The sequence below is a fragment of the Streptomyces daghestanicus genome, assembly GCF_020521275.1.
In the GTDB taxonomy this organism is placed as follows: domain Bacteria; phylum Actinomycetota; class Actinomycetes; order Streptomycetales; family Streptomycetaceae; genus Streptomyces; species Streptomyces griseoviridis.
Genome location: NZ_BNDX01000002.1, coordinates 183,341 through 195,689, shown reverse-complemented (window position 1 = coordinate 195,689; position 12,349 = coordinate 183,341). Strand labels below are relative to the sequence as shown.

The 12,349-nt window shown below is 65.8% G+C and carries 7 protein-coding genes and 3 rRNA genes; 3 read left to right on the top strand and 7 right to left on the bottom strand.

What is annotated here, in order from left to right; genetic code table 11:
• Positions 1-115: 115 nt before the first annotated feature.
• Positions 116-1,147: an HAD hydrolase-like protein gene (locus Sdagh_RS01010; RefSeq protein ID WP_189425008.1), complete on the bottom strand. Its 1,032-nt coding sequence runs from the start codon at positions 1,145-1,147 to the stop codon at positions 116-118.
• Between the two features lie 93 nt (positions 1,148-1,240).
• Between Sdagh_RS01010 and Sdagh_RS01005 the strand changes: the two genes are divergently transcribed.
• Positions 1,241-2,536, top strand: a complete 1,296-nt coding sequence (locus tag Sdagh_RS01005) for a DUF1015 family protein (RefSeq protein WP_190078660.1) — start codon at positions 1,241-1,243, stop codon at positions 2,534-2,536.
• A 59-nt stretch (positions 2,537-2,595) separates the two neighbouring features.
• On the opposite strand, the gene Sdagh_RS01000 is transcribed toward Sdagh_RS01005, so the two are convergent.
• The 6 genes from Sdagh_RS01000 to Sdagh_RS00975 form a co-directional block, all read right to left on the bottom strand.
• Positions 2,596-3,327, bottom strand: a complete 732-nt coding sequence (locus Sdagh_RS01000; protein ID WP_194544333.1) for a tetratricopeptide repeat protein — start codon at positions 3,325-3,327, stop codon at positions 2,596-2,598.
• Positions 3,219-4,334, bottom strand: coding sequence for a hypothetical protein (locus Sdagh_RS36630; RefSeq protein ID WP_194544335.1), 1,116 nt, complete (start codon positions 4,332-4,334; stop codon positions 3,219-3,221). The genes Sdagh_RS01000 and Sdagh_RS36630 overlap by 109 nt, the downstream gene beginning before the upstream one ends.
• Positions 4,335-4,518: 184 nt before the next feature.
• Positions 4,519-4,635, bottom strand: a 5S ribosomal RNA gene (rrf, locus tag Sdagh_RS00990).
• Positions 4,636-4,739: 104 nt separating this feature from the next.
• Positions 4,740-7,860, bottom strand: a 23S ribosomal RNA gene (locus Sdagh_RS00985).
• 280 nt (positions 7,861-8,140) lie between these two features.
• A 16S ribosomal RNA gene (locus Sdagh_RS00980) occupies positions 8,141-9,665 on the bottom strand.
• Together the 16S, 23S and 5S rRNA genes form the textbook arrangement of a ribosomal RNA operon.
• A gap of 520 nt (positions 9,666-10,185) precedes the next feature.
• On the bottom strand, positions 10,186-10,827 hold the full coding sequence (locus Sdagh_RS00975) for a DNA-3-methyladenine glycosylase (RefSeq protein WP_190011498.1): 642 nt from the start codon (positions 10,825-10,827) through the stop codon (positions 10,186-10,188).
• A gap of 144 nt (positions 10,828-10,971) precedes the next feature.
• Between Sdagh_RS00975 and Sdagh_RS00970 the strand changes: the two genes are divergently transcribed.
• Positions 10,972-11,754 (top strand): sporulation protein, encoded by a 783-nt coding sequence (locus tag Sdagh_RS00970; RefSeq protein WP_189421770.1) that lies wholly within the window; start codon positions 10,972-10,974, stop codon positions 11,752-11,754.
• Positions 11,755-11,795: 41 nt separating this feature from the next.
• The gene (locus Sdagh_RS00965; RefSeq protein ID WP_189421769.1) at positions 11,796-12,335 is read left to right on the top strand and encodes a YbhB/YbcL family Raf kinase inhibitor-like protein; all 540 of its coding nucleotides are present in this window, start codon (positions 11,796-11,798) and stop codon (positions 12,333-12,335) included.
• The last annotated feature ends 14 nt before the right edge of the window (positions 12,336-12,349 follow it).

Here is a 12,349-nt window from a genome sequence, read left to right as displayed (position 1 = left end):
ACGAGCCCCGACGCGCACCCGTACCGTCCCGGCGCCACCGAGCCCCGACGCGCACCGGTGCCCTCCAGGGCGCCTCACAGCTCCGACGCGCATCCGTCGCTGCTCCCGGGCGTCGTCACAGCCCCAGTCGCGCCAGTGCCTTCCCCGTGTCCAGCGCGCAGGTGCCGTCTCCGGCCGCCGTCCACGCCGCCGCGCACAGTGCCCGTAGGCCGTCGAGGGCTTCCCCGTCCCCGTCCAGCTCCAGCCGCTCCGCGCCCGCCCGTGCCGTCCAGCCACCGCACCGGAAGCCGCCGCCGTCCGCGCCCGCGACCTCCGGCTGGCCGGTGAGCAGGCCGCGCAGATCGGCGTCCACATAGGTCGGCCGGTGCTGCGGCGGCGCGGCCAGGAGCTGCCGGCCGTCCGTGACGCCGGTCAGCACGAGCAGCGAGTCGACCTCGCCGCTGTGGGCCCCTTCGATGTCCGTGTCCAGCCGGTCCCCGACCACCAGGGGACGCTTCGCCCCGGTCCGCAGAATGGTCTCCCGGTGCATCGGCGGCAGCGGCTTGCCCGCGACCTGCGGCTCGGCCCCGGTGGCTATCCGCACGACCTCCACCGCGGCGCCGTTGCCCGGCGCGATGCCGCGGGCGCCCGGGATGGTCAGGTCGGTGTTGGACGCGTACCAGGGCACTCCGCGGGCGATGGCGTAGCACGCCTCCGCGAACCGTCCCCAGGGCAGCTCCGGCCCGCCGTACCCCTGCACCACCGCCACCGGGGAGTCATCGGCCGACTCGACCGGCTCCAGCCCGCGTTCGCGCAGCGCGACCCGCAGCCCCTCCCCGCCGATCACCAGCACCCGCGCTCCGGCCGGCACCTGCTCGGCGACGAGCCGCGCCACGGCCTGCGCCGACGTGACGACGTCGGAGGCGTCGGCGGCGATGCCCAGCTCCGTCAGGTGCGCGGCCACCGCGTCCGGCGTCCGCAGGGCGTTGTTGGTGACGTACGCCAGCCGCATCCCGCCCTCGTGCGCGGTGGCCAGCGACTCGACCGCGTGAGCGATCGCCTCACCCCCGGCGTACACCACCCCGTCCAGGTCGAGCAGCGCCGTGTCGTACGCCTCGCTCAGGGCCTGCCCCCTGCCCTCGGGCCTCGTCCTGACGCTCCGGCTCATCGCACATCGCTCCTCGTCGTCCCGGTGCCGTTCCCGTTTCCGGCTCTTTCCCCCGATCATCCCCCATGCCACTGACGCACGTACGATGCCGGGATGGATACCGCAGGTCACTCGGAAGCGACGGCGCGCCGGGGCCTGGAACTCACCCCGTTCCGAGGTCTCCGCTACGACCCCAACCGGGTCGGCAGCCTGGCCGCCGTGACATCCCCTCCCTACGACGTCGTGGTCCGCCCCGACGGCCTGCTCCACCTCGAATCCGCGGACCCGCACAACATCGTCCGCCTGATCCTGCCGCAGGCCGCCACTCCGGAAGCCCGTACCGCGCAGGCCGCCCGCACCCTGCGCGACTGGCGCGCGGACGGCGTCCTGGCCCCTGATCCCGAGCCGGGCCTGTACGTCTACGAGCAGCGCGCCCCCGACGGCCTCCTGCAACGCGGCCTGATCGGCGCCCTCCGCCTCCCGGACCCCGGCGACCGGGCCGTCCTCCCCCACGAGGACGTCATGCCGCACGTGGTCGCGGAGCGCGCGGCGCTGATGCGGGCCACCTCGGCCAACTTCGAACCCCTCCTGCTGACCTACCGCGGCGACCCCTCGGCGGCGACCGCCGCGAGCGCGTCCGTGGAACACGCCGCCGCCCGCCCCCCGCTCCTGGCCACCACCACCGAGGACGGCTACCGGCACCGCCTGTGGTCGATCACCGATCCCGGGGAGATCGACCGGATCGCGGGCGACCTCGCCCGGCACCAGGCGCTGATCGCCGACGGCCACCACCGCTGGGCGACCTACCGTGAACTCCGCGCCGAGCACCCCTCCCCCGGCCCTTGGGACCACGGCCTGGTGCTGCTCGTCGACACCGCCCGCTATCCGCTCCGCGTCCGCGCCATCCACCGCCTGCTGCACGGCCTGCCGGTCGCGGAGGCCCTGACGGCCCTCAAGGACCACTTCCGGGTCCGCCGCCTCGACGTCCCCCGGGACGAGGCCCTGGCGGCCCTGGCCGAGGCCGCCGGCTCCGGCAACGCCTTCCTCCTCGCCGGCGACGGCACCTTCCACCTCGTGGACCGGCCGGATGCGGAGCTGCTGGCCCGCACGGTCCCCGCCGACCGCCCCACGGCCTGGCGCACCCTCGACGCGACCGTCCTGCACACCACCCTCCTCGCCCACGTCTGGCACGTCCCCGAGGACGCCGCGGACCGTGTCTCCTACATCCACGACACGGCGGCCACGATCGAGAAGGCCGAACGCGACGGCGGTACGGCGGTCCTGCTGCACCCGGTCCGCGAGGAGGTCGTCCGCGACCTGGCCCGCCAGGGCGTCACGATGCCCCGCAAGTCGACCTCGTTCGGTCCGAAACCGGCCTCGGGCCTGGTCCTGCGCACCCTGGACCTCTGACCCGCGCCGCACATGACCGAGGGGCGGGACCGCGTACGGTCCCGCCCCTCGGTCATGCGTCAGCCCTGCCGACCGCCCTCGTCGCTCTCTTCCTCGTCGTCGCTCTCACTCTCGTCGAGGGCGTCCACGAAGTCGACGCCGTCCAGCTCGGCGAGCCGGTCGGAGGCGTCCGTGCTGCCGTCCCGGTCGGACTCCACGGCCTTGGCGAACCACTCCCGCGCCTCCGTCTCACGCCCCGCGGCGAGCAGCGCGTCGGCGTAGGCGTACCGCAGCCTGGGAGTCCACGGCTGTACGGAGCTGGAGGCCAGCTCGGGGCTCTGCAGCGTCACGATCGCCGCGTCGAGCTGCCCCATGTCGCGCCGGGCACCGGCCGCGACGAGCCGCATCTCGACCTGCCCGGCCTTGTCCAGCTTGTGCACCTCGGGGGCACCGGCCATGTCCAGCGCCTTCTCCGGCCGCCCGAGCCCCCGCTCGCAGTCGGCCATGACCGGCCACAGATCGACACTGCCGGTCATCCGCCGCGCGGCCCGGAACTCGGAGAGCGCCTCGGAGTACTTCTGGTTCGCGTACGCCGCGAAACCGGCGGCCTCCCGTACGGCGGCGACACGCGACGCCAGCCGCAGCGCCACCTTGGAGTAGCCGTAGGCCCCTTCCGGGTCCTCGTCGATGAGCCGGGCGACCATCACCAGGTTCCTGGCGACGTCGTCCGCGAGCGTCTTCGGCAGGCTCTGCAGTTCCTGCCGTACGTCCTTGTCGATCTCCTCGCCCGTGACGTCCTCGGGGATGGGCAGCCGCTTGATCGGCTCCCGGTCCCGGTCATCACGGAAGCGGCCACCGCCACCACGCCGGTCATCACGACCGTCCCGGCCACCCCGGAACCCACCGGGCCTGCCGCCCCGGTCGTCCCGCCGCGGCCCACCCCGGTCGTCCCGCCCCCGGAACCCACCGCGGTCTCCACGGTCGTCCCGGCCCCGGAACCCACCGCGGTCATCGCGCTCGACCCGGCCCCGGTAACCGCCACGGTCCCCGCGGTCGTCGCTCCGCCGGTCGTCCCGCCCCCGGAACCCACGGTCCCGGTCGTCCCGCCGCGGATACCCACCACGGTCACCGTCCCTGCGGTCATCACGCCGGTCATCACGGCGGTCATCACGGCGGTCGTCACGCCGATCGTCACGGCGGAACTCCGGCCGCCCGTCACGGCGGTCGTCACGGCGGAAGCTGGGCCGGTCGTCACGGCGGTCGTCACGGCGGAAGCTGGGCCGGTCGTCACGGCGGTCGTCACGACGGAAGCTGGGCCGATCGTCACGACGGTCGTCACGGCGGTCGTCCCGCCGATCGTCACGGCGGAACTCCGGCCGCCCATCACGGCGATCATCACGACGGTCGTCACGACGGAAACCGCCGCGCGGTCCCCGGTCGTCATCCCTGCGGAACGCCGGCCGGTCCCCGCGGTCGTCCCGGCGCGGCCCCCGGTCCCGGTTGTCGTCACGCCGACCGTAGCCACCACCACGGCTGTCCTCGCGCCGACTGTCGTCGCGGCGGAAGCCGCTGCGCGGGCCGCGATCGTCATTCCGCCGGTCGTCACGGCGGTCGTCCCGGCGGGCGTACGCCCCGCCACCGCCACGGTTGTCGTCGCGGCGGAACGCCGGCCGGTCCCCACGGTCGTCACGACGCGGCCCCCGGTCGTCCCGCCGATCGTCACGGCGGAACTCCGGCCGCCCGTCACGGCGGTCGTCCCGGAACCCGCCCCGGTCACGGTCACTCGGTCGACTTCCGTAGCCACTGCGACCGCTGTCACGGCGGAAGCCGCCCCGATCCCCGCGGTCACCACTGTCCCGTCGCCGCTGGTCGCGCTCCGGTCGGTCGTCGGGAGAGTTGGTGGACATCGGTGACTCCTGTCTTCGGTACTGCAAGCATTGTAAAAACGAAAGGACCCCTGGTCCCAGCTGAACGCTGGTGACCAGGGGTCCTCCCCAAAGATTGTTCGGCGGCGTCCTACTCTCCCACAGGGTCCCCCCTGCAGTACCATCGGCGCTGTAAGGCTTAGCTTCCGGGTTCGAAATGTGACCGGGCGTTTCCCCTACGCTATGACCACCGAAACCCTAATGGTTTCGAGCGAACAAGCACACTCTTCAATTGTCTGTTCTACTCAAAACCGGCAACGGTCGTTGCCTCAGAACAAACACAGTGGACGCGAGCAACTGAGGACAAGCCCTCGGCCTATTAGTACCAGTCACCTCCACACCTCACGGCGCTTCCAGATCTGGCCTATCAACCCAGTCGTCTACTGGGAGCCTTAACCCCTCAAAGGGGGTGGGAGTCCTCATCTCGAAGCAGGCTTCCCGCTTAGATGCTTTCAGCGGTTATCCCTCCCGAACGTAGCCAACCAGCCATGCCCTTGGCAGAACAACTGGCACACCAGAGGTTCGTCCGTCCCGGTCCTCTCGTACTAGGGACAGCCCTTCTCAAGACTCCTACGCGCACAGCGGATAGGGACCGAACTGTCTCACGACGTTCTAAACCCAGCTCGCGTACCGCTTTAATGGGCGAACAGCCCAACCCTTGGGACCGACTCCAGCCCCAGGATGCGACGAGCCGACATCGAGGTGCCAAACCATCCCGTCGATATGGACTCTTGGGGAAGATCAGCCTGTTATCCCCGGGGTACCTTTTATCCGTTGAGCGACGGCGCTTCCACAAGCCACCGCCGGATCACTAGTCCCGACTTTCGTCCCTGCTCGACCCGTCGGTCTCACAGTCAAGCTCCCTTGTGCACTTACACTCAACACCTGATTACCAACCAGGCTGAGGGAACCTTTGGGCGCCTCCGTTACTCTTTAGGAGGCAACCGCCCCAGTTAAACTACCCATCAGACACTGTCCCTGATCCGGATCACGGACCCAGGTTAGACATCCAGCACGACCAGACTGGTATTTCAACGACGACTCCCCCTGAACTGGCGTCCAGAGTTCACAGTCTCCCAGCTATCCTACACAAGCCGAACCGAACACCAATATCAAACTGTAGTAAAGGTCCCGGGGTCTTTCCGTCCTGCTGCGCGAAACGAGCATCTTTACTCGTAGTGCAATTTCACCGGGCCTATGGTTGAGACAGTCGAGAAGTCGTTACGCCATTCGTGCAGGTCGGAACTTACCCGACAAGGAATTTCGCTACCTTAGGATGGTTATAGTTACCACCGCCGTTTACTGGCGCTTAAGTTCTCAGCTTCGCCCCACCGAAATGGAGCTAACCGGTCCCCTTAACGTTCCAGCACCGGGCAGGCGTCAGTCCGTATACATCGCCTTACGGCTTCGCACGGACCTGTGTTTTTAGTAAACAGTCGCTTCTCGCTGGTCTCTGCGGCCACACCCAGCTCAGACCGTAAAGATCATCACCAGACGTGGCCCCCCTTCTCCCGAAGTTACGGGGGCATTTTGCCGAGTTCCTTAACCATAGTTCACCCGAACGCCTCGGTATTCTCTACCTGACCACCTGAGTCGGTTTAGGGTACGGGCCGCCATGAAACTCGCTAGAGGCTTTTCTCGACAGCATAGGATCATCCACTTCACCACAATCGGCTCGGCATCAGGTCTCAGCCCCATGTGCGACGGATTTACCTACCGCACGGCCTACACCCTTACCCCGGGACAACCACCGCCCGGGATGGACTACCTTCCTGCGTCACCCCATCACTCACCTACTAACCGCTTGGGCCGGCGGCTCCACCACTTTCCATCCCCCGAAGGGTCCGGAACGGCTTCACGGCCTTAGCATCACGATGCTCGATGTTTGACGCTTCACAGCGGGTACCGGAATATCAACCGGTTATCCATCGACTACGCCTGTCGGCCTCGCCTTAGGTCCCGACTTACCCTGGGCAGATCAGCTTGACCCAGGAACCCTTAGTCAATCGGCGCACACGTTTCCCACGTGTGTATCGCTACTCATGCCTGCATTCTCACTCGTCAACCGTCCACAACTCGCTTACACGGCTGCTTCACCCGGCAGACGACGCTCCCCTACCCATCACAGCAGGCGTTGGCCCTATAGCTGCAATGACACGACTTCGGCGGTACGCTTGAGCCCCGCTACATTGTCGGCGCGGAATCACTAGACCAGTGAGCTATTACGCACTCTTTCAAGGGTGGCTGCTTCTAAGCCAACCTCCTGGTTGTCTCTGCGACTCCACATCCTTTCCCACTTAGCGTACGCTTAGGGGCCTTAGTCGATGCTCTGGGCTGTTTCCCTCTCGACCATGGAGCTTATCCCCCACAGTCTCACTGCCGCGCTCTCACTTACCGGCATTCGGAGTTTGGCTAAGGTCAGTAACCCGGTAGGGCCCATCGCCTATCCAGTGCTCTACCTCCGGCAAGAAACACACGACGCTGCACCTAAATGCATTTCGGGGAGAACCAGCTATCACGGAGTTTGATTGGCCTTTCACCCCTAACCACAGGTCATCCCCCAGGTTTTCAACCCTGGTGGGTTCGGTCCTCCACGAAGTCTTACCTCCGCTTCAACCTGCCCATGGCTAGATCACTCCGCTTCGGGTCTTGAGCGTGCTACTCAAACGCCCTGTTCGGACTCGCTTTCGCTACGGCTACCCCACCCGGGTTAACCTCGCAACACACCGCAAACTCGCAGGCTCATTCTTCAAAAGGCACGCAGTCACGAGGATGAAGCAAGCTCCACCCCGACGCTCCCACGGCTTGTAGGCACACGGTTTCAGGTACTATTTCACTCCGCTCCCGCGGTACTTTTCACCATTCCCTCACGGTACTATCCGCTATCGGTCACCAGGGAATATTTAGGCTTAGCGGGTGGTCCCGCCAGATTCACACGGGATTTCTCGGGCCCCGTGCTACTTGGGTGTCTCTCAAACGAGCCGCTGACGTTTCGACTACGGGGGTCTTACCCTCTACGCCGGACCTTTCGCATGTCCTTCGCCTACATCAACGGTTTCTGACTCGCCTCACAGCCGGCAGACTGTAAAAGAGAGATCCCACAACCCCGTATACGCAACCCCTGCCGGGTCTCACACGCATACGGTTTGGCCTCATCCGGTTTCGCTCGCCACTACTCCCGGAATCACGGTTGTTTTCTCTTCCTGCGGGTACTGAGATGTTTCACTTCCCCGCGTTCCCTCCACTTGCCCTATGTGTTCAGGCAAGGGTGACAGCCCATGACGACTGCCGGGTTTCCCCATTCGGACACCCCCGGATCAAAGCCTGGTTGACGACTCCCCGGGGCCTATCGTGGCCTCCCACGTCCTTCATCGGTTCCTGGTGCCAAGGCATCCACCGTGCGCCCTTAAAAACTTGGCCACAGATGCTCGCGTCCACTGTGCAGTTCTCAAACAACGACCAACCACCCACCACCCCGGGACAACATCCCGAGTTCACTGGGGCCGGCAACTGAAGGCGAACTCACGGCCGTACCCTCAGACACCCAACAGCGTGCCCGACACCCAAGCCCTCCCCAACTCACGTTCCACGCCGAAGCAGTACTAGCAAGCAGATCAGATCTCGTGTGCCGAATAGTCAACGTTCCACCCATGAGCAACCGTGCAAGACGTTTGCTTGCAGTCGGCCATGTGCTCCTTAGAAAGGAGGTGATCCAGCCGCACCTTCCGGTACGGCTACCTTGTTACGACTTCGTCCCAATCGCCAGTCCCACCTTCGACAGCTCCCTCCCACAAGGGGTTGGGCCACCGGCTTCGGGTGTTACCGACTTTCGTGACGTGACGGGCGGTGTGTACAAGGCCCGGGAACGTATTCACCGCAGCAATGCTGATCTGCGATTACTAGCGACTCCGACTTCATGGGGTCGAGTTGCAGACCCCAATCCGAACTGAGACCGGCTTTTTGAGATTCGCTCCACCTCACGGTATCGCAGCTCATTGTACCGGCCATTGTAGCACGTGTGCAGCCCAAGACATAAGGGGCATGATGACTTGACGTCGTCCCCACCTTCCTCCGAGTTGACCCCGGCGGTCTCCCGTGAGTCCCCAGCACCACAAGGGCCTGCTGGCAACACGGGACAAGGGTTGCGCTCGTTGCGGGACTTAACCCAACATCTCACGACACGAGCTGACGACAGCCATGCACCACCTGTACACCGACCACAAGGGGGACCCTGTCTCCAGGGTTTTCCGGTGTATGTCAAGCCTTGGTAAGGTTCTTCGCGTTGCGTCGAATTAAGCCACATGCTCCGCCGCTTGTGCGGGCCCCCGTCAATTCCTTTGAGTTTTAGCCTTGCGGCCGTACTCCCCAGGCGGGGCACTTAATGCGTTAGCTGCGGCACGGACAACGTGGAATGTTGCCCACACCTAGTGCCCACCGTTTACGGCGTGGACTACCAGGGTATCTAATCCTGTTCGCTCCCCACGCTTTCGCTCCTCAGCGTCAGTATCGGCCCAGAGATCCGCCTTCGCCACCGGTGTTCCTCCTGATATCTGCGCATTTCACCGCTACACCAGGAATTCCGATCTCCCCTACCGAACTCTAGCCTGCCCGTATCGACTGCAGACCCGGGGTTAAGCCCCGGGCTTTCACAACCGACGCGACAAGCCGCCTACGAGCTCTTTACGCCCAATAATTCCGGACAACGCTTGCGCCCTACGTATTACCGCGGCTGCTGGCACGTAGTTAGCCGGCGCTTCTTCTGCAGGTACCGTCACTCTCGCTTCTTCCCTGCTGAAAGAGGTTTACAACCCGAAGGCCGTCATCCCTCACGCGGCGTCGCTGCATCAGGCTTTCGCCCATTGTGCAATATTCCCCACTGCTGCCTCCCGTAGGAGTCTGGGCCGTGTCTCAGTCCCAGTGTGGCCGGTCGCCCTCTCAGGCCGGCTACCCGTCGTCGCCTTGGTGAGCCACTACCTCACCAACAAGCTGATAGGCCGCGGGCTCATCCTGCACCGCCGGAGCTTTCAACCCCTCCCCATGCGAGGAGAAGTATTATCCGGTATTAGACCCCGTTTCCAGGGCTTGTCCCAGAGTGCAGGGCAGATTGCCCACGTGTTACTCACCCGTTCGCCACTAATCCCCACCGAAGTGGTTCATCGTTCGACTTGCATGTGTTAAGCACGCCGCCAGCGTTCGTCCTGAGCCAGGATCAAACTCTCCGTGAATGCTTCAACAGCTCACGGGAGCGGAACAGCCGGAGGAATAATCCGACCGTTCACAGCGTCCTCGCTGTATTTTTCTTCAAAGGAACCTCGCCCCAGCAGAGCTGGAGACGGGGTATCAACATATCTGGCGTTGACTTTTGGCACGCTGTTGAGTTCTCAAGGAACGGACGCTTCCTTTGTACTCACCCGAGAGACTCTCTCAGGCTTTCCTCCGGGCGCTTCCCTTCGGTCTTGCGTTTCCGACTCTATCAGATCGTTTTCACGATCCGATTCCCTGTCGGCGGGATTGCCGTCAGCCTTGGGCTTTCGCCTGTCGGCCTTTCGACATTCACTACGTTAGCTGATTTCCCTGCCGGTTCATAATCGGCATTCGCGAGTTCGAATTCGGGCATGCGAGCACGCCGAATGAGACCCCGCTGAGGGGTGGTGCTAGGTAGTGGGTTGGCCGCTTCCGGCTGCAGGCGAATGCCGTACCCGGTTCAAGCGGCTCGGACTACATTACGGGGCACGCAAGGGTGCGTCAACTTCGGCGCCGCCGGGGGACATGGGCCCGGTACGGGCTCACCGTCGGGTCCTCGGCGATCCAGTAGCGCCAGGGATGCACTCCGCCTTCACCCGCCACACCGGTGCGGGGGCCGTTGCGTACCTGGTCGCGGGGTACGGCCGTGCCGGACAGGATGCGCAAGGGGGTCTCGCCGGCGGCGCACGCGTCCGTGCCGTTCAGGGCACGGTCGACGTCGAGGGCCGTGGCCAGGCGGGCGGGGCCTTTGGCCAGTTCCTTGTCATTGCGGGCCGAGAGGCGACGGGTCCGGGCCAGCTCGGCGCCCTCGACGATCTCGCCCGCGCGGAGCAGGACCGCGCTCGACCGGCCTTCGGGACCGCAGACCAGGTTCATGCAGAACCACATGCCGTAGGTGAAGTAGACGTACACGTGTCCGGGGGGACCGAACATGACGTCGTTGCGAGGGGTGCGGCCACGGTAGGCGTGGGAGCCGGGATCGTTCTGGCCGTCGTAGGCCTCCACCTCTGTCAGACGGAGGGAGATCGGGCCGTCCGGGGTGGTACGGACCAGGACGCGGCCCAGGAGATCGGGCGCCACCTCGAGGACGGGGCGGTCGAAGAACTCCCTCGGCAGAGGCGTACGGTCAGGGGTCGCGATCATGCCGTCCGAGCGTAACGCAGACGGTACGGGCGGCGGGCTGGTCAGCTGGCGGACGCCTTGTCAGGGTGGGGTGCGGAACCGGCCACGGCCGGATCGCGTATGTAGGGATCAAGGGTTCACGCATAAGCCTGCAGAGGGAGAGACATGCCGTTCAAGAAGCTGCTCGCAAGCCTGGGGGCCGGTGGGGCCTCGGTCGAGACGGTGCTGAACGAGGTGAACGTCGTTCCGGGCGGTGTCGTCCAGGGTGAGGTGCGGATCCAGGGCGGGTCCGTCAACCAGCAGATCGAGGGGCTGTCGGTCGGGCTCCAGGCCAAGGTCGAGGTGGAGAGCGGCGACCAGGAGTACAAGCAGGACATCGAGTTCACGAAGGTCAGCCTCGGGGGCGCCTTCGAGCTTCAGGCCGGCGCGGTGCACGCGGTGCCGTTCGGGCTGGAGATCCCGTGGGAGACGCCGGTCACCATGATCGACGGGCAGGCGCTGCGCGGCATGAACATCGGGGTGACCACGGAGCTGGCGATCGCACGGGCCGTGGACTCCGGGGACCTGGACCCGGTCAACGTGCACCCGCTGCCGGCGCAGAAGGCGATCCTGGACGCGTTCGTCCAGCTCGGTTTCCGCTTCAAGAACGCGGACATGGAGCGCGGGCACATCCGGGGGACGCGGCAGAAGCTGCCGTTCTACCAGGAGATCGAGTTCCTGCCGCCGCAGCAGTACCGGGGGCTGAACCAGGTCGAGCTGAGCTTCGTCGCCGACGACCAGGCGATGGACGTCGTACTGGAGATGGACAAGAAGCCGGGGCTGTTCAGCGAGGGCAGCGACACCTTCCGGTCGTTCACGGTCGGGCTGCACGACTACCAGGGGACCGACTGGGTCGCGTACCTCAACCAGTGGCTGTCCGAGGTCGGCAGCAAGCGGAACTGGTTCTAGGCTCGGGAGTCGACTGCACGTATCGATCAGGAGGTACCGAGGTGACCGAGCACAAGCGGCGGCCGCTCCCCCATGACTTCCACCCGCCCGTGCCGGCGTTCACGGTGACGAGCGAGGACGTCCAGGACGGGGCGACGCTCAAGGACGCTCAGGTCTACGCGGCCGGCAACACCTCGCCGCACCTGCGGTGGGAGGGCTTCCCGTCCGGGACCAAGAGCTTCGCCGTGACCTGCTACGACCCGGACGCGCCGACGGGCAGCGGCTTCTGGCACTGGGTGGTGTTCGACATCCCGGCCTCGGTGACGGAACTGCCGGTGGGCGCGGGCAGCGGGACGTTCGAGGGGCTGCCGGAGGGCGCCGTCCAGGCGCGCAACGACTACGGCAGCAAGGACTTCGGGGGCGCGGCGCCGCCGGCCGGGGACGGACCGCACCGGTACGTCTTCACCGTGTACGCCGTGGACCAGGAGAAGCTGGGGCCGGACGCCGAGGCCACGCCCGCGTTCGTCGGTTTCAATCTGCGGTTCCACACGATCGCCCGTGCGCAGCTGATCGGTGAGTACGAGGTGCCCGCCGACAGCTGACCGTTCATGGAACG